The sequence below is a fragment of the Vibrio sp. Vb2960 genome (genome assembly GCF_033337665.1).
GTDB classification, from domain to species: domain Bacteria; phylum Pseudomonadota; class Gammaproteobacteria; order Enterobacterales; family Vibrionaceae; genus Vibrio; species Vibrio alginolyticus.
The window spans coordinates 158,512-175,843 of record NZ_JAWORD010000008.1; the positions used below are offsets into that span (position 1 = coordinate 158,512).

Annotated in this window: 16 protein-coding genes; 7 read left to right on the plus strand and 9 right to left on the minus strand. The window is 45.5% G+C overall.

From position 1 onward, the window contains the following. Nucleotides 1–117: 117 nt before the first annotated feature. Complete coding sequence (gene queF / locus R7O03_RS09305; protein ID WP_213911239.1) at nt 118–963, minus strand: NADPH-dependent 7-cyano-7-deazaguanine reductase QueF; 846 nt, start codon at nt 961–963, stop codon at nt 118–120. A 108-nt stretch (nt 964–1,071) separates the two neighbouring features. Between queF and syd the strand changes: the two genes are divergently transcribed. Further along, entirely contained in the window at nt 1,072–1,617 is a 546-nt protein-coding gene (syd, locus tag R7O03_RS09310) for a SecY-interacting protein (RefSeq protein ID WP_005383606.1), read from the plus strand. Between the two features lie 2 nt (nt 1,618–1,619). Then, nucleotides 1,620–2,396 (plus strand): Zn-ribbon-containing protein, encoded by a 777-nt coding sequence (locus R7O03_RS09315; RefSeq protein ID WP_005383605.1) that lies wholly within the window; start codon nt 1,620–1,622, stop codon nt 2,394–2,396. Nucleotides 2,397–2,522: 126 nt separating this feature from the next. Here R7O03_RS09315 and R7O03_RS09320 read toward each other — a convergent pair whose 3' ends face one another. Genes R7O03_RS09320 through metN form a run of 3 tightly spaced genes read right to left on the minus strand, consistent with a single transcriptional unit; the run spans nt 2,523 to nt 5,066 of the window. Beyond that, nucleotides 2,523–3,332, minus strand: coding sequence for a MetQ/NlpA family lipoprotein (locus tag R7O03_RS09320; protein ID WP_318131677.1), 810 nt, complete (start codon nt 3,330–3,332; stop codon nt 2,523–2,525). A 32-nt stretch (nt 3,333–3,364) separates the two neighbouring features. Next, nucleotides 3,365–4,042: a methionine ABC transporter permease gene (locus R7O03_RS09325; protein WP_005383604.1), complete on the minus strand. Its 678-nt coding sequence runs from the start codon at nt 4,040–4,042 to the stop codon at nt 3,365–3,367. Further along, nucleotides 4,032–5,066 (minus strand): methionine ABC transporter ATP-binding protein MetN, encoded by a 1,035-nt coding sequence (metN, locus tag R7O03_RS09330; RefSeq protein ID WP_005381962.1) that lies wholly within the window; start codon nt 5,064–5,066, stop codon nt 4,032–4,034. Before metN ends, R7O03_RS09325 begins: the two co-directional genes overlap by 11 nt. A gap of 341 nt (nt 5,067–5,407) precedes the next feature. Between metN and gmhB the strand changes: the two genes are divergently transcribed. From gmhB to treC, 4 genes are all read left to right on the plus strand, one after another. Then, nucleotides 5,408–5,959, plus strand: a complete 552-nt coding sequence (gene gmhB / locus R7O03_RS09335; protein ID WP_005381961.1) for a D-glycero-beta-D-manno-heptose 1,7-bisphosphate 7-phosphatase — start codon at nt 5,408–5,410, stop codon at nt 5,957–5,959. Between the two features lie 74 nt (nt 5,960–6,033). Further along, on the plus strand, nt 6,034–6,981 hold the full coding sequence (treR, locus tag R7O03_RS09340) for a trehalose operon repressor TreR (protein WP_318131678.1): 948 nt from the start codon (nt 6,034–6,036) through the stop codon (nt 6,979–6,981). 176 nt (nt 6,982–7,157) lie between these two features. After that, nucleotides 7,158–8,582 (plus strand): PTS trehalose transporter subunit IIBC, encoded by a 1,425-nt coding sequence (treB, locus tag R7O03_RS09345; RefSeq protein ID WP_005383602.1) that lies wholly within the window; start codon nt 7,158–7,160, stop codon nt 8,580–8,582. An 87-nt stretch (nt 8,583–8,669) separates the two neighbouring features. Beyond that, nucleotides 8,670–10,355, plus strand: a complete 1,686-nt coding sequence (gene treC / locus R7O03_RS09350; RefSeq protein ID WP_203345949.1) for an alpha,alpha-phosphotrehalase — start codon at nt 8,670–8,672, stop codon at nt 10,353–10,355. 89 nt (nt 10,356–10,444) lie between these two features. Here treC and R7O03_RS09355 read toward each other — a convergent pair whose 3' ends face one another. From R7O03_RS09355 to R7O03_RS09365, 3 genes are all read right to left on the minus strand, one after another. Then, the gene (locus R7O03_RS09355) at nt 10,445–11,341 is read right to left on the minus strand and encodes a hypothetical protein (RefSeq protein WP_318131679.1); all 897 of its coding nucleotides are present in this window, start codon (nt 11,339–11,341) and stop codon (nt 10,445–10,447) included. 130 nt (nt 11,342–11,471) lie between these two features. Next, on the minus strand, nt 11,472–12,992 hold the full coding sequence (locus R7O03_RS09360; RefSeq protein WP_318131680.1) for a transcriptional regulator: 1,521 nt from the start codon (nt 12,990–12,992) through the stop codon (nt 11,472–11,474). A 90-nt stretch (nt 12,993–13,082) separates the two neighbouring features. Further along, complete coding sequence (locus tag R7O03_RS09365; protein WP_054579054.1) at nt 13,083–13,685, minus strand: YitT family protein; 603 nt, start codon at nt 13,683–13,685, stop codon at nt 13,083–13,085. A gap of 347 nt (nt 13,686–14,032) precedes the next feature. Here R7O03_RS09365 and glyA point away from each other — a divergent pair, with 347 nt between their 5' ends. Further along, nucleotides 14,033–15,283 (plus strand): serine hydroxymethyltransferase, encoded by a 1,251-nt coding sequence (gene glyA, locus R7O03_RS09370; protein ID WP_005381985.1) that lies wholly within the window; start codon nt 14,033–14,035, stop codon nt 15,281–15,283. 418 nt (nt 15,284–15,701) lie between these two features. On the opposite strand, the gene lipA is transcribed toward glyA, so the two are convergent. Next, nucleotides 15,702–16,667: a lipoyl synthase gene (gene lipA, locus R7O03_RS09375; RefSeq protein ID WP_005391329.1), complete on the minus strand. Its 966-nt coding sequence runs from the start codon at nt 16,665–16,667 to the stop codon at nt 15,702–15,704. Further along, on the minus strand, nt 16,664–17,326 hold the full coding sequence (lipB, locus tag R7O03_RS09380) for a lipoyl(octanoyl) transferase LipB (RefSeq protein ID WP_318131681.1): 663 nt from the start codon (nt 17,324–17,326) through the stop codon (nt 16,664–16,666). Before lipB ends, lipA begins: the two co-directional genes overlap by 4 nt. Nucleotides 17,327–17,332: the final 6 nt, after the last annotated feature.

Sequence of the window (17,332 nt, forward strand, 5' to 3'; positions counted from 1 at the left end):
AGCCTCAATTAGCCGTTTAAATGCGGGTTGAAGCCATTTGATATAGTAACATGCTTGGACAATAAAAACGTCCGGCAACCCTTTAGATTGCCGAACTTATTTCTGTTGCCTATGCGTTTACTGACGAGCCATACGGTGATTGTGAGCTGGCTTATCTTGTTCCGTTGAGCGGTAAGGGTTGATATCCAAGCCTCCACGGCGCGTATAGCGGGCAAATACGGTCAGTTTACTTGGTTGGCAGTATTTCATTAGATCCGTAAAAATACGCTCTACACACTGTTCGTGGAACTCATTGTGCTCGCGGAAAGACACTAAGTAACGTAACAGCTTCTCACGATCTATTTTTGCGCCTTGGTAGCGAATTTCTACACTGCCCCAGTCGGGTTGGTTAGTGATCAAACAGTTTGATTTCAATAGGTGGCTATGTAGCACCTCTTCAACTTGTATTTCACCTGCCGCACCTTCAAGCAAATCGGCATCAAAATCGTAACTGGTGATGTCAATGTCTTGGTCATCTATACATTCACCGTCCATTGTCACGATAGGTTGATTGGTATAGTGGGTCACTGGATTCACCTCAACCAGCACCTTTTCACCTGCGCATTCAGAAAGGTCTTGTGTTAAACGCTCAGTCACTTCTTCCCAGCTTGCAAAGCGGGTTTGGTTATAGCTGTTTAAGTACAGTTTGAAAGACTTCGATTCAATCAAGTTTGCGCTGGTGGCTGGAATGTATACTTCGCCAACGGCCACTTGTGGTAAACCTTTACTATTTAACCAAGACAGTTCGTACAGCGTCCAAATGTCGTGCCCCATGAAAGGCAGAGTATCGCCTAACTGGAGGTCATCTCGGTTCAGGCTGCGAGGGACTGGTTGCAGCAAGCTTGGGTCATACTGGTTCGCATACTCGGTCTTTTTACCTAGTGTTAGGCCAGCAAGCTCTTTAGCGTCAGAATATTTGCTCATACTTTGTGGTCGTTTTCGATTAGAATGGCGAGAATTTTACTGAATCCGCTGGTCAATTGCCATCCGGCAAACACGGCTATCTGATAAATAAGGAATGAGGAGACCTTCATGACCCAAAACGTTACTCAGGCGCTACAAGAGTTCAGCCTGCGCTACCAACAAGCTTGGCAAGCTAAGCACAATGAGTTGCCAAGCAGTGAAGAGCTTGCAGAGCTTGTTTCTCCTTGTGTCGAAGAGAAGCGTGATGGAAAGGTGCTTTGGAAAGCGGTCGCACGTGATGAAATGGCCGATTTCACCAATGTGGAAAATGCGATTGAGTTGTCACTGCAAGATGATGTTAAAGCCTTTTATGGTTCTCAATACTGCGCCGATATGGAGGCAACTTGGCAAGGTAATTCGTTGACGCTGCTGCAAGTCTGGAGCGATGATGATTTCGTGCGTCTACAAGAAAATATTCTTGGTCATTTGGTGACGCAGCGCCGCTTGAAACTTAAACCAACAGTATTTATCGCAGCGACAGGTGAGGAAATGGATGTGATTTCTATTTGTAACCTCACTGGCAATGTGATTCTAGAGCGTTTGGGCACCTCTAAACGTGATGTATTGGCAGATTCATTGGTTGAGTTCTTGAATAAGTTAGAGGCTGCCGTCTAAGTATGTATGTTGTTGAGTTGCAGTTTGAGTGTTTTGATAACACCACCGTCAGCGCGGTAGACAAAGCCATTAATGGCTTGATGGATGCTCTACGTTACAACGGCCAAGTATTAGGTCGTGAATTTCCGATAGTGATGGGAGAAGGTGAATTTTTCGTTCGTGTTGTTTGCCCAGAACAAGACAGCTTGCATCCACGTTATCACTCAGATTTCGTCAAAGTGTGCATGAACCGTTTGTCGGATGCGTCTTTGCTTGCACCGAAAATGCGTATGCTGGGGCGTGATTTGAATTCAGAACAAGCAGCCGAAGAAGAGACACCTAGCTGGCAAGTGTTGTACACGACTTATGTTCATACGTGTTCGCCTTTGCGAAGTGGTGAAACCCTGTTGCCAATTCCTTTGTATCGTAATGAGCCAACACTTAATGGAGACCATAAAGCCGTCATTAAGTGGCAGACTGAGTGGCAAGCGTGTGATGAAATCCAAATGGCAGGGGGCTGCCGAGCGGAACATGCGGCGCTGCACGAAATTTGCGATGTGGATAGTGTGCTGTTTCGCCGAGGTTGGGACTTACGTGGCCGTATCGAATACATCACGAAGATCCCTACGTACTATTACCAGTATCGTGTCGGTGGTCAGTCGCTGGAGAGCGAGAAAGCGCGCAAGTGTCCAAAATGCGATGGCGAGTGGCTACTCGATGAGCCACTACATGACATATTTCATTTTAAGTGTGATGACTGCCGAATCGTGTCGAATATCTCTTGGGACCATCTTAAGTAGCGAATTGAAGCTACTTAAATGGGTAGATAGACAAATAGAAAGGGCTGATGTTTTCACATCAGCCCTTTTGTGTTTAGAACGTTTATGTTTAGAACGTTGTTTTCAGTCATGTTTTGAAAAGTGGGATTACCAACCTTTCACAACACCGCCTTTGAACAGCTCTTTTGCCGCTTCGTAAACTTCTTCCGTTTGGTAAGCTTTTACGAAGTTTTGTACGTTTTGCGCATTAACATTTTCTTCGCGAGCGACAATTAGGTTTACGTATGGTGAGTCTTTATCTTCAACGAACACGCCGTCACGCTCTGGCGATAGGTCGATAGAGCTTGCGTAAGTGGTGTTGATGATAGATAGCGTTACGTCATCCAATGAACGTGGAAGCTGTGGGGCTTCTAGTTCAATGATTTCGATATTTTTAGGGTTGCCTACGATGTCACGTACTGTAGCGAGTAGACCAACGCCATCACGTAGCGTAATTAAACCTTGCTGCTCAAGAAGCAGTAGTGAGCGACCTAGGTTAGTTGGGTCGTTTGGTACTGCGATGCGTGAGCCATCTTGAATTTCATCAATTGATTTTACTTGCTTTGAGTAACCAGCAATAGGATAAACGAATGAGTTACCCGCGATAGCCAGTTTGTAGCCGCGGTCTTTCACTTGTTGGTCTAGGTATGGTTTGTGCTGGAACGCATTCGCGTCTACTGAACCATCATCCAGAGCGGCGTTTGGTGTTACGTAATCGGTAAATGTTACTAGCTCAACGTCTAGGTTGTATTTCTCTTTTGCTACTTTAGCGGCAACTTCGGCTACTTGTGCTTCAGCACCAGCAATAACGCCAACTTTTACTTTGTTTACGTCTACTTCTTTGTCGCCGCAACCCGCTAGAGCAAGAGCAGAGGCGGCCGTTGCTACAGTCAAAAGACCTTTAAGGCTAAATTTCATCTTTATCTCCTTATAATTTGTATTTTTGATGCTTATCTGTGGTCTACACGGCGCACCACTGCGTCGCCGATAGACTGAATAATCTGTACTAGAACAATCAACATCACGACAGTCACGGCCATGATAGTTACATCGTAGCGGTGGAAACCGTAACGAATGGCTACGTCGCCTAGGCCGCCGCCGCCTACCGTACCCGCCATAGCTGAGTAGCTAACGAGAGTGACCAAGGTAATCGTTACTGAGTTAACAATAGTCGGCATTGCTTCAGGTAGTAGAACTTTTGTGATGATCTGTGTTGGTGTCGCCCCCATTGACTGCGCTGCTTCCACCAAGCCTGTCGGTACTTCTAATAAAGCACCTTCAATAAGACGAGCGACAAAAGGAATGGCGCCAATAGTCAGTGGGACGATTGCTGCGGTTGTGCCGATAAAGGTTCCAACTAGCATTTTTGTCACTGGAATAATCGCAACCATCAGTACGAGGAATGGCACAGAACGACCAATATTAACGATAGCGCCTAAGCCGCTATTTAGTTTGGTGTTTTCAAGTAGGCCGCCTTTCTTAGTAATATGGAGGATTACGCCTAATGGAATACCCACAGCAAAGCCGACTAATCCGGCAACCGCAACCATGTAAAGCGTTTCCCACGTTGCACCTAAAAGTAGTTTGCTGTTTAAACTCAGCCATTCAGAAATCGTATTAAAGGACATAACCAAGTACCTCTACTTTTACGTTGTGCTTACGCAGGTATTCAAGAGCTGCGTTGTCATCTTCTTCGTTACCAAATAGCTCTGCGACCATCATGCCGAATTTCACGCCACCAGCGTAATCAAGGTCGGAACTCAAAATACTCACATCAATATTGTATTTACGAGAAATTTGCGACATTAACGGTGCATCGACGGTTGCGCCAGTAAACTCTAGGCGAACCAACGGGTAGCTGCCATCAACACGCTCTGCTTGCAGACGAGCTTGGTAATCTTCAGGAATGGAAAGATCCAGCGTTGAGCGAATGAATTGGTGCGCTAGCTCTGTCTTAGGGTGCGCAAAAATATCGCCAACGGTGCCTTTTTCCACCAGCTCACCACCACCGATGATTGCTACTTCGTGACAGATGCTTTTTACGACTTCCATTTCGTGAGTGATAAGTAAAATCGTGATGTTGAGTTTGCGGTTGATCTCTTTCAATAACTCAAGGATAGATTGAGTTGTTGCTGGATCTAGTGCGCTAGTGGCCTCATCACAAAGCAGCACGCTAGGATCGGATGCCAATGCACGAGCAATTGCCACACGCTGTTTTTGGCCGCCACTTAAGTTAGATGGGTAGCTCTCGTGTTTGTCGGCTAAGCCTACAAGCTTTAGCAACTCAGTTACTTTTGTTGTGATTTGCGATTTGTCTTTACCTGCCAGTTCTAGGGGCAATGCCACATTATCAAACACAGTACGAGACGAAAGCAGGTTAAAGTGCTGGAAGATCATGCCAATGTTACGGCGTGTTTCGACTAGTTGCTTTTTGCTGAGTTTGGTTAGATCTACACCATCAACGATGATGGAACCAGAGGTCGGCGCTTCTAACATGTTTACGCAGCGGATTAGCGTACTTTTACCAGCACCAGATGAACCGATAACACCAAAGATGGTGCCTTTGTCGATGTGTAGGTTAATGTCTTTCAGGGCAAGGATTTCCTTACTGCCTTGGTAGAACACTTTATTGACGTTTTTTATTTCTATCATGTTTCAACCTGCCCAAAGATACGGGGAACTTCGCTGTCAAAAACGGCCTTTGACAGAACTTAATGTTGAGCTTTATCTCAATTTTCAGTTGATGCTATGGGTTAAGCAGAATGAAGTCAATAGATATTTTTACGTCTAGACGTCTAAATGTATGGATGTTCTGTTTCGAAACGGAGATGTATAGATAGAAAGCAGGAGGTAGACGGCAGGGCACCCTCAGATTTACCGATTCTTGCCCAACAAATCAACCGTTTTGTCGAGGCCTAGAATGAATTAGATAGTGTTGAAGTTTATAAGGTATGTAATAATCTGATTAAACCGAGTTAATAGAGAAATACGTTTTGGCAAAACCTGCTGTTTTTATCGATCGTGATGGCGTGATAAACGTTGACCACGGCTACGTTCATGACGAACATGATTTTGAGTACATTGATGGTGTATTTGAAGCGACGAAAGCGCTAAAAGATAAAGGCTACCTTCTAGTGTTAGTGACGAATCAATCGGGCATCGCACGCGGTAAATTCAGTGAAGACCGTTTCTTGTCTCTGACTCAATGGATGGATTGGAACTTTGCTGATAATGGTGTTGAGTTCGATGGTATCTATTACTGCCCACATCATCCAGAACATGGCATTGGCGAGTACAAGCAAGATTGTGAGTGCCGTAAGCCAAAACCAGGCATGTTCATTTCTGCGCGTGACTTCTTGAAGATCGATATGGAGAAATCTGTGATGATCGGCGATAAAGCTGAAGACATGATGGCAGCAGAAGCGGCAGGCGTTGGCACTAAGATTTTGGTTCGCACTGGTAAGCCAGTAACAGAACAGGGCGAAGCCATTGCAACGGTAGTATTAGATAGCATTGCAGATGTGCCTGCGTACTTAAACAAGTAATCTTCATTACTGACTGAGTTAAGGGAAGCCACTGCTTCCCTTTTGTTTGATTCCTTCTTTTAGTCTGAACACTTATGAGCAAAAAACTCACCATTCTTGATATCGCAAAATTGGCTGGCGTGGGCAAATCGACGGTCAGCCGTGTGCTTACCAATGATCCCAAGGTAAAACCGCAAACGCGTGAGAAGGTAGAGCAAATCATTCGTGAATCAGGCTACGTCCCATCAAAGTCGGCGCAGTCGATGCGTGGTGGCAGCCAAAAAGTCATTGGGGTTATCATCTCCCGTTTAGATTCACCATCAGAAAATCGCGCCGTTGGTACCATGCTCAATGCTTTGTATTCCGCTGGTTATGATGCGGTGATCATGGAGAGCCAATTCGATCGCGATAAAACCAATGAACATTTGGATGTGCTTAAACGTCGCAACGTCGATGGGGTGATCGTGTTTGGTTTTACTGGATGTGATGAGCGAGCATTGGCAGAGTGGGGTAATCGTATCGTTGTGATCGCGATGGACACGCAAATGGTTTCTTCGATCAACTACGACAACCAAGGTGTGATAGACATGGCTTTGTCTCATCTTGAGCAGCAATCTTTATCTCACATTGCTTATATTGGTGTTGATCCTGAAGACAAAACCACTGGCTTAGCTCGTTTAAATGCTTATAAAGCTTGGTGTCAACGCAAGCAAATTACACCTTGTTTCCGAACGGGTAAGTTGAGCCATGAAAGTGCTTATCAGTTGGTAGACAAAGTCCTTCAATCTGACACTCAGGCCATCGTGTGCGCCAGTGACACCATCGCGTTGGGCGTGATTAAGCGTCTTCAAGAGTTAGGCCGTGAAGATGTGGTTGTGACAGGTGTTGGAGGTAATGAATTGCTCTCTTTCCTTTTCCCTAAAGTATTTAGTGTCGACCCAGGTTATACCCTTGCAGGTGAGAAGTCCGCTAACATGCTGATCAATCAATTAAATGGCGATGAGGAAGTGGTTCACTTTACTCAACAGCCTATCGTTTGTTAATCCACACTAAAACGATCTGCTCTAAAATTATACTGTGATCATTCTCAATTAATGGGACTGTTCCCATTTTGTTTTTTGTCTTCGAATGGCAATATTAAAATTAAGAAATGGGAATGTTCCCATTTATAAAAACAAAATGATGAATCGAATGTATCCAATACAGGGTGGACAAAGTTATGAGTAAGATTGCGCGTAAAGACGTGGAGCGTCTTATTGAGCTGGTCGGGGGGCCGGACAATATTGCCAGTGTAAGTCACTGTTTAACTCGCTTGCGTTTTGTTCTAAATGATACGGACAAAGCAGATACGAAACAGTTAGAAACATTACCGATGGTGAAGGGCTGTTTTACCAACGCAGGCCAGTTCCAAGTGGTTATCGGTACTGAAGTGGATGAAGTTTACAAGGTGCTGATCGGACTGACGGGTAAAAGTGAAGCCAGCAAAGACGAAGCGAAGAACGCTGCTCGTCAAAACATGAATATCGTTGAGCGTGGTATTTCCCACCTTGCAGAAATCTTTGTACCACTGCTACCAGCGATCATCACCGGTGGTCTGATCCTTGGTTTCCGTAACGTGATTGGCGACATCAAGATGTTTGATGGTCAAACGCTAACGGAAATCAGCCAGTTTTGGGCAACGGTACACTCTTTCTTATGGCTGATTGGTGAGGCGATCTTCTTCTTCCTACCAGTTGGCGTGTGTTGGTCGACAGTGAAAAAGCTCGGCGGTACTCCGATTCTGGGTATCACGCTTGGTGTGACATTGGTTTCGCCGCAGTTGATGAACGCCTACCTGATTGGTAAGCAAGTACCTGAAGTGTGGGACTTTGGCTTATTCGCCATCGAGAAAGTGGGCTATCAGGCGCAAGTGATTCCAGCAATGCTTGCTGGTATGGCTCTGGCGTTTATTGAAACCAACTTAAAACGCATCATTCCGTCTTACCTTTACCTAGTGGTCGTGCCGTTTGTCTCAATCATTGTGTCTGTGATTCTTGCGCACTCTATCATTGGTCCATTCGGTCGTATGTTGGGTGACGGCGTTGCTTTCGCAGCAAAAGCAGCCATGACGGGTGACTTCGCAATGATTGGCTCAACCATCTTCGGCTTCCTATACGCGCCATTGGTCATTACTGGTATTCACCACACTACCAACGCGGTAGACCTTCAACTGATGCAAGAGCTAGGCGGTACGCCAATTTGGCCTCTGATTGCACTTTCAAACATTGCTCAAGCGTCTGCGGTCGTCGGCATCATTATCATCAGTAAAAAACACGGCGAGCGTGATATCTCAGTGCCTGCGGCTATCTCTGCTTACCTTGGCGTGACTGAACCGGCGATGTACGGCATCAACTTGAAATACAAGTTCCCAATGCTGAGCGCGATGATCGGTAGTGCGTGTGCTGCTGCTATTTGTGGTAGTGCGGGCGTAATGGCGAACGGTATCGGTGTGGGCGGTTTGCCGGGCATCTTGTCTATCCAACCGCAGTTCTGGGGCATTTTTGCTTTGGCTATGTTAGTCGCAATGCTGGTACCTGCTGCATTAACGTTAATTCTGTATAAGCGTGCACAAGCCAAAGGTGAGCTTGAGCCTGCAAACGCGTAATTCAATTTGAGGCAGTGACTTGGCTGCCTCCTCCTATTTTTCTTTTCAAATTTTAAGTTTCCGATTACTGGTAAGTGAGTGTTAGAAATGGCTATGACCAAGCATGATGAGAGCTGGTGGAAAACCGCAACCATCTATCAAATTTACCCAAAAAGCTTTTGTGACAGTGGCAGTAAAGGCACGGGCGACATCAAAGGGATCATTTCTAAGCTGGATTATCTTAAGCACCTTGGTGTGGATGCGATTTGGCTGACGCCGGTTTACCAATCGCCAATGATCGACAACGGTTATGACATCTCCGATTATTACTCTATCAACCCTGAGTTCGGCACGATGCAAGACTTTGAAACTTTGCTAGCAGAAGCGCATCAGTTGGGTATTCGTATCATCATGGACATTGTAGTGAACCACACGTCGACAGAACACAAGTGGTTCCAATCCGCACTGGGTGATAAAAACAGCCCATACCGTGATTACTACATCTGGAAAGATCCGGTAGATGGTGCTGAACCAAACAACTGGCAATCAAAGTTTGGTGGCAACGCTTGGGCGCTGGATGAAAAAACAGGCCAGTACTATTTGCACCTTTTTGCTAAAGAGCAAGCGGACTTAAACTGGGAAAAACCAGTAGTGCGTGAAGAAGTGAAAGAAGTCATCAGCTTCTGGGCAGAGAAGGGAGTCGATGGTTTCCGTCTCGACGTTATCAACCTGATTTCCAAGCAGCAAGATTTTCCAAGTGATGATATTGGTGATGGTCGCCGCTTCTACACCGACGGTCCACGTGTGCACGAATACCTTCAAGAGATTAGCGAATCTGTGTTTCAAAAATACGGCAGCGTGACGGTGGGTGAAATGTCTTCCACCACGCTAGAGCACTGCCAGCAATATTCTTCGCTAGACGGCAAAGAGCTATCCATGGTGTTCAACTTCCATCATCTGAAAGTCGATTATCCAAATGGTGAAAAATGGACCAAAGCGCCGTTTGATTTCATTCAGTTAAAACAGATCTTCAATCATTGGCAAACGGGCTTAAATGGCAAAGGGTGGGGGGCGTTGTTCTGGTGTAACCACGACCAGCCACGCGTTGTCAGCCGATTAGGTAACGAAGAGCAATACCGTGTTGAATCTGCCAAGATGCTTGCGGCATCAGTGCACATGATGCAAGGCACACCTTATGTTTACCAGGGGGAAGAGATCGGCATGACCAACCCGGGTTATACCGAAATCAGCCAATATCGTGATGTTGAAAGTACTAACATGTACGACATCATGGTCAACCGTGATGGTGTATCTCATGACGATATGATGGCGATCTTGGCACAGAAGTCGCGTGATAACTCACGTACACCAATGCAATGGAACAGTGCAAAACACGCGGGCTTTACTGAGGGCACGCCTTGGCTTGAAGTGGCGCAGAATTACACTGAAATCAATGCTGAAGCTGCGGTTGCCGATTTAAACTCGGTGTTCTACTTTTACAAGCGTCTGATTGAACTGCGTAAACAGGTTCCAGTCATCACCGATGGCCGTTATGAAGATTTACTGCCAGAGCACAAACGTATTTTCGCTTACGCTCGTCAGAACGATAAGCAAACGCTGCTGTGTATCAATAACTACTACGCTGAAGAGGTGGAATGCGTTCTGCCAGAACGTTTTGATATGAGTAAAGCGAAAAACTTGCTATCTAACTATCAAAACTCAGCGAGCGCAGTCGCGTCAAACCATCAAGTGTTACGACCTTACGAAACTCGTATTTTGTTGATAGAAGAATAAACTCGGGTGTCATCACCCCTAGGATTGATATTCGAGATGAAGGCTTTGGTGTGCTCCCCAAAGCCTTCTTTTATTGAGATATCTCTAGCTTATTTTGTTTCAATCGCTGTTAGCTGCACTTTCTCTTCGTTGATTTGTACTTGTTGTACTTTCTGCAGTTCAATTTGTTCTATCAGACCTAAGCTCGGATTAAACCAACGTTCTGCCGAAGTGGCGAACTCCATTGAGTCCATGTCATCACAGTTTAGGTTGTAGATGTTCTCTTCCATCAGGTATGCCGCTTCAATTTTCTTGCCTGAGATCGAGAACGATTTACGCACGCCAGTTTCTCGGATTTGCTGTTGCCAAACCACTTGGCAAGATGCTGTCATAGGAAGGTTTTGTACCCACTCATGCTCTTCAAAACGGTCTAGAAGGTTGTGAACTGCGTAGCCTGTAAGAGTGGTTTGCAGAGACATAGTTTCTTCACCGATGTCAATATTCGGGCTTTTCTCTTTTACGTCGTCACCGTTTAGGCGGAAAATCGGACCGCTGTGCATAAGCATGGCAATAAACTGATGACCAATGAAATAAGCGTCAGTAATTTCATGGAGTGCACCATCTGATCCTGCAAAGTAAAGCGTATTGCTCTCGTCGTCGTTGTACTGCTCGTCTGAATAGTAGAACTGTTCGGCGCCGTAGTTCACCAAGTCATTAACCAACTGGACCATTGCCTCGCTGTTTGGGATTTGTGCCAATGCTGCCAATATTTGCTCGCGACCCATCGCTTGGAAGCTCAGTTTCATGTCGCCTTCTGGTTGGCCATCCAAGCTAAATGCGTAGTTTAGCTGTGTGCTTGGCGTGGGAGCGAAGATTGAGTTGTGAATCGAGACGTCGAAACTTTCTTGAGGCACTTTGTTTGGATTCGCACTGCCAGAAGACGAACCTCCGCCACAGCCGTAAAGAGCCAGAGTTGCTGTTGCGATAAGCGTCATTTTGTTTAGCATGGTTTACATTCCTGATTGATAAGGCCGCTTCATGTTGGGCCGTTTTTGAATGCGAGCATGCTAAGTTCAGTGAGAGAAAAAGGGCAAAAAACAAAAGATAACAGGGGTTAATGAAAGCTTAATTTTATATTTAGGTCTTTGTTTTATTTGGGGTTATTTCGTTGGCTACGTTAGTGCAATACTCGTTAATGAGCGCTTTCCATCGGCTTATGATTTCTTGATCGGTGACACTAACATGCAACGTTTTCCACGGTTGGAGGCAAGTCTCTTTGGATTCAGATTGAGAAAGACGCTCAAACAAGGTTTCGGAAGGTAAAACGCGCAGCAGCGCCACCAGTGATTCCATGTAGTTGAGACGGAACTGTTCAAGTTTGTTCTGCTTATAAGCAATGTGAGACACAAAGGTATAAATCAGTGCGTTTTGGATACGTGAGTCGCCATCTGGTGTCGTTAACAGAGCTTTTGCCCTGTCTAAGTTACCTAATTTGAAATGCAATAGACCTAACCAGAGGCTCAGCTCATCTGGCAAAACATCAAACGACGATTGTACTTGAGTTAAATACGCTTCCAGCTTTTGATGTTCGTGCTCGTATAAGGCGAGATGTCTTGCCGTTGTGATAGCCGCAAACTCATCAGATTGTCGGAGAGGTTGGCTAGAAAAGGCATTCTCGAATAACATTTTTTTGTGAATATCCGAAAGCTGCCACGTACTTGCCGAAGGTGTAGGCAGATTGAAGTATTGCGCGACATCCGAATGCATTTGGAAAATATCCGATTGTAAGTCAGATAAACGCAGTGTGTACTCATTGCGAAACGCCAACTTGCCCGTCGCAGGATAAATAAGGTTCATCTGCGCTTTCAAGATGCCCTGTTTTGTGCCGTCTTTTAACTCGATATTGAGCTCGTAGTCGCTGGTCTGCATGTTTCGTGCGCCAGGGAAATATGGCGTATGACCGATAGGATCAAGAAAGTAACTGGGAGCATCTTGGTTGGCGATGTCGGTGTATGGATATTCGACCTGTTGTTGCAGCAAGATGGCTTTGACCAGTATGCGGTATTTTCGCGCCTGAGAGCCGATTGAATCGACACGGTTGAGTAGTAGCTCGACTTTGGGAATCAGTAGTTGATGACGCGTTTGTTGTGTTGAGATTTCTTGGCGTTGCCATAACAAGCTTGCAAGCGTCATGCTACATACCGCAAGTATGGCACATAAGCTGTAAGCGAAAATCAGCTTGAAGTTCTTATTACTCGCCACCTGGGTTGAGATAACGCGCCGATGGTTTTTCGCTGGTGGCACTAAACGAATATTGGCAGGGTTAAGAAAGTAGCCTTTGCGGGGGTAAGTGACTAAAAGCTTAGCGGCATCGTATTCGGGTAAGTACTGCTGTAGCAGTGCACGTAAGGTGCTAATGCGGTTCGTGAGCACATTCTTAGAGATGAACTTGCTCTGCCAAATGGTTTCAATAATGGTGTCAGCAGAGAGTGGGTGGCCAACGCTTGTTAACAGCAGTTCTACTAATTCAATGGTGCGAGGTTCAAGATCAATCGCGATAGCATCTTGATGAAGGCTCTGTGTCTTCGGGTTATAGATCAGCTCTCCAATCGCAATACAACTGTGAGTCTGTTTAGCTTGTTGCAGAAAGTCGCGCATACCGTACCGATCTATTTGGAAATCGCGAAGTATTATATAGCGATTGGAGCGCGAAATCTTATAAATCGCGCTTCAATCATTATCAAAAATTTATGAACCGTAGGTCACGGAATAGCGGTGCGGTTTGTGGTTCATCGCTAACACGACATTGAGTGCAAACGCCCCCAAAATTGAAAGGCCAATCACTTCTGGTGTGACAAAGAAGAATGAAGCAAACAGGATACATGCATCGATTGCCATTTGGCTTTTGCCAACTGAAATGCCAAATTTGTCTTGGATAAACAAACACAGCACGTTAAAGCCACCTAAGCTGGAGCGATGTCTGAATAGGATCAGCATACCGAGCCCCATTAAAAGCCCACCTGCGACGGCGCAATAAACTTCATTTACCGATTCGAGCGAGATTAGCAAATAAAGATGATCGGCAAAGATAGAAACCAACGCGCCAGAAATGGCACTATTAATGGCGAAATGACGGCCGAAGCGTTTCCATGCTAGTAAGTAAAAAGGACTGTTTGCTAAAAAGTACAGCACACCAAAGGTAAAAGGTGTAAATTGGCTAACAAGCAGAGCCAATCCAGTCGTGCCTCCCGTTAGAAGGTTCGCGGATTGGAGAAAGAAAACGCCTTGAGCTACTAAAAAGGTACCCGTGAGAATCGCTATCCAGTCTTCTTTTAATGAGTGTTTTTCCATCAATGTTGCAGTCATTAGTGATAAATAAGGCGTGCATAGTAGTAAAAAGATGATCTTTTCGGTAGCTAGAGGGTAAAATTTACGGTAAACCTATGTAATTGCTGTTTTACAGGGTGTAAAGCACAAATTTGACAGGCAATAGATTGTCGTTATGCGATTGCAATGCTGGCATGATAAACATTGCTTGTCATCATGAAAAAACTGCATGAGAAAAATTGTAAATTTCTCTTTATGACCTAAATCAAATTATGTAGAATGCGCGCCATTAGGGTGACGAAAACGTTTGCGTCGGGTCATTCAACAGTTTTTTTGCAACTTTCAGTACTAATCTGAGTCAGGAGATACAGATGCTTAAGCGTGATATGAACATCGCAGATTACGATGCGGAACTGTTCGCAGCTATCCAGGAAGAAACTCTTCGCCAGGAAGAACACATTGAACTTATCGCTTCTGAAAACTACACAAGCCCACGTGTAATGGAAGCGCAAGGTTCTCAGCTAACGAACAAATACGCTGAAGGCTACCCAGGTAAGCGTTACTACGGCGGTTGTGAGTACGTAGATAAAGCTGAAGCACTAGCAATTGAGCGTGCATGCCAACTATTTGGTTGTGAGTACGCTAACGTACAGCCTCACTCAGGTTCTCAAGCAAACAGCGCAGTTTACATGGCGCTTCTTAACCCTGGCGATACAGTTTTAGGCATGAGCCTAGCGCACGGTGGTCACCTAACTCACGGTTCACCAGTAAACTTTTCGGGTAAGCACTACAACGTTATCCCTTACGGTATCGATGAAGCTGGTCAAATCAACTACGACGAGATGGAACAGCTAGCACTTGAACACAAACCTAAGATGATCATCGGTGGTTTCTCTGCTTACTCGCAAATCGTTGATTGGAAACGCATGCGTGAAATCGCTGACAAAGCAGGTGCTTACTTATTTGTTGATATGGCGCACGTAGCTGGTCTTATCGCCGCCGGTGAATACCCAACACCAGTACCGCATGCTCACGTGGTAACAACAACGACGCACAAAACACTAGCAGGTCCTCGCGGTGGTCTTATCTTGTCAAATGCTGGCGAAGATATGTACAAGAAATTGAACTCAGCAGTGTTCCCTGGTGGTCAAGGTGGCCCTCTAATGCACGTTATCGCTGGTAAAGCAGTAGCGTTCAAAGAAGCGATGGAGCCAGAGTTCAAAGCTTATCAAGCTCGCGTAGTGAAAAACGCAAAAGCAATGGTTGGTCAGTTCCAAGAGCGTGGCTACAAAATCGTATCTAACGGTACAGAAAACCACTTGTTCCTTGTTGACCTAATCGACAAAGATATCACTGGTAAAGACGCAGACGCGGCACTAGGTGCTGCAAACATCACTGTAAACAAGAACTCAGTACCAAATGACCCACGCAGCCCATTCGTAACGTCTGGTATCCGTGTAGGTACGCCAGCGATCACTCGCCGTGGCTTCACTGAAGAAGATGCAAAAGAGCTAGCAAACTGGATGTGTGACGTTCTAGATAACATCGGCAACGAAGAAGTTATCGAAGCGACTAAACAGAAAGTGCTAGAAATTTGTAAGCGTCTACCAGTTTACGCCTAACATTTTTTGAAAATAACTCAGGCGAACTCGTTCTATTTCTGCGATTCGGTTTGATTATTTGATTGATGAAAGGTCCTCATTTGAGGGCCTTTTTGTTTGTCTGGCGTTTGGAATGAGATATAGCGAGAGAGTGTGATAAGGGGATGGCTACCAACACTGTCCCTTTTCAATATATCCAAACCACGTCATTCCGACGAGCCTAGGCGAGATCAGGAATCTTGTTGAGGCACACTCTTTTACTCAGAGTTTCCCTAAAAATCCTCAGTATTCTGAAAACTGATTCTGAATCACGCTCGTTCCTCGCTGTTCAGAATGACAGTGGTAGAATGGCTTTTTATCATCATTTTCCAGATACAAAAAAGGTTGGCACTGAGCCAACCTTTCTTTTCAAAACAAGCTTTTCAAAACAAGCGAGAGCTTATTTAATCTCGATACCTTGAGCTTGCATATCGGCATGGTAAGAAGAGCGCACAAATGGACCACACGCTGCATGCGTGAAGCCAAGTTCTAGTGCAACTTCTTTTAGCTCGTCAAACTCTGATGGCGGAACGTAACGCTCTACTGGCAAGTGGTGACGGCTTGGCGCTAAGTACTGACCTAGAGTCAGCATCGTTACGCCGTGTGCGCGTAGATCTTTCAGTACTTCGATGATTTCTTCTTTGGTTTCACCAAGGCCCATCATCAAACCAGACTTGGTCGGTACATCTGGATGCTGCTCTTTGAACTTCTTAAGAAGCTCGAGTGACCATTTATAGTTCGCACCTGGGCGAGCTTTACGGTAAAGACGTGGCGCGGTTTCTAAGTTGTGGTTGAAGACATCTGGCGGATTGTCTTTCATTAGATCAAGCGCTACATCCATGCGACCACGGAAGTCAGGAACCAGTGTTTCAATCTTAATATGCGGGTTTAACGCACGGATCTCGCGGTTACAATCGGCAAAGTGTTGTGCACCGCCGTCACGCAGATCGTCACGGTCAACAGAAGTGATTACGACGTATTTCAGCTTCATATCGGCAATGGTTTTCGCCAGTTTTTGAGGCTCTTCTGCTTCCGGTGGTAATGGGCGGCCATGAGCAACGTCACAGAAAGGACAACGACGAGTACAAATAGCACCTAAGATCATGAAGGTTGCTGTACCGTGGTTAAAACATTCCGCTAGGTTCGGGCAAGATGCTTCTTCACATACGGAGTGAAGTTTATTCTTACGCATCGCCGCTTTGATGTCTTGAATTCGTTGGCTGTCGGCTGGTAGCTTGATCTTCATCCAATCAGGCTTACGTAGCACTTCTTTCTGCTCTGTAGGCATGTTCTTTACGGGAATCAATGCCATTTTATCGGCGTCACGATATTTAACGCCTTTTTCCATCTGGATTGGTTTGCTCATGCTTTATTACCTTGAGAAGGTGCTTCTGTGCTGAATTCTACTTGCTCATAATCGAGCAAAGTAACGAGTTCTTCTATTAATTGTTTTTCTACGGCTTCTACATTGTCTGGGCCGCCAAATTGGCTGACCTGAACCATTTCCATACCTTCATAACCACAAGGGTTAATACGCAGAAACGGTGTTAAATCCATATTTACGTTCAAGGCTAAACCATGAAACGAGCATCCTTTACGAATGCGTAAACCGAGAGAGCATATTTTCTTACCGGCAACGTAGACACCTGGTGCGTCAGGTCGCGCGGCTGAGTCAATATTGTATGCTTTTAGCGTGTTGATCACGAGGTTCTCGATTGTGGTAACGAGATCTCGTACACCTAATTTTTTGCGGCGTAGGTTGATCAAGAAGTAGGCGACCAACTGACCAGGGCCATGATACGTAACCTGGCCTCCGCGATCACTTTGTACAACAGGAATGTCACCAGTGTTAATAAGGTGCTCAGCTTTACCTGCCTGACCTTGCGTAAATACTGGGTTATGTTCTACCAACCAGACTTCATCAGGGGTTTCTTCTGTGCGTTGGTCGGTGAACTCATGCATCGCCTTCCATACAGGCTCATAGTCTTGGCGGCCAAGTCGTTTTACAACAAGTTGGTGTTGCATGGGAAT

Excerpts from the sequence above, each read along its gene's own strand:
- treR (WP_318131678.1), top strand. The coding sequence starts at position 6,034 with ATGAGCAAAAAACTCACCATTCTTGATATCGCAAAATTGGCTGGCGTG.
- treC (WP_203345949.1), top strand. The coding sequence starts at position 8,670 with ATGGCTATGACCAAGCATGATGAGAGCTGGTGGAAAACCGCAACCATC.
- R7O03_RS09325 (WP_005383604.1), bottom strand. The coding sequence starts at position 4,042 with ATGTCCTTTAATACGATTTCTGAATGGCTGAGTTTAAACAGCAAACTA.
- R7O03_RS09320 (WP_318131677.1), bottom strand. The coding sequence starts at position 3,332 with ATGAAATTTAGCCTTAAAGGTCTTTTGACTGTAGCAACGGCCGCCTCT.
- glyA (WP_005381985.1), top strand. The coding sequence starts at position 14,033 with ATGCTTAAGCGTGATATGAACATCGCAGATTACGATGCGGAACTGTTC.
- queF (WP_213911239.1), bottom strand. The coding sequence starts at position 963 with ATGAGCAAATATTCTGACGCTAAAGAGCTTGCTGGCCTAACACTAGGT.
- syd (WP_005383606.1), top strand. The coding sequence starts at position 1,072 with ATGACCCAAAACGTTACTCAGGCGCTACAAGAGTTCAGCCTGCGCTAC.
- lipB (WP_318131681.1), bottom strand. The coding sequence starts at position 17,326 with ATGCAACACCAACTTGTTGTAAAACGACTTGGCCGCCAAGACTATGAG.
- treB (WP_005383602.1), top strand. The coding sequence starts at position 7,158 with ATGAGTAAGATTGCGCGTAAAGACGTGGAGCGTCTTATTGAGCTGGTC.
- R7O03_RS09355 (WP_318131679.1), bottom strand. The coding sequence starts at position 11,341 with ATGCTAAACAAAATGACGCTTATCGCAACAGCAACTCTGGCTCTTTAC.
- metN (WP_005381962.1), bottom strand. The coding sequence starts at position 5,066 with ATGATAGAAATAAAAAACGTCAATAAAGTGTTCTACCAAGGCAGTAAG.
- lipA (WP_005391329.1), bottom strand. The coding sequence starts at position 16,667 with ATGAGCAAACCAATCCAGATGGAAAAAGGCGTTAAATATCGTGACGCC.
- R7O03_RS09365 (WP_054579054.1), bottom strand. The coding sequence starts at position 13,685 with ATGGAAAAACACTCATTAAAAGAAGACTGGATAGCGATTCTCACGGGT.
- R7O03_RS09360 (WP_318131680.1), bottom strand. The coding sequence starts at position 12,992 with ATGCGCGACTTTCTGCAACAAGCTAAACAGACTCACAGTTGTATTGCG.
- R7O03_RS09315 (WP_005383605.1), top strand. The coding sequence starts at position 1,620 with ATGTATGTTGTTGAGTTGCAGTTTGAGTGTTTTGATAACACCACCGTC.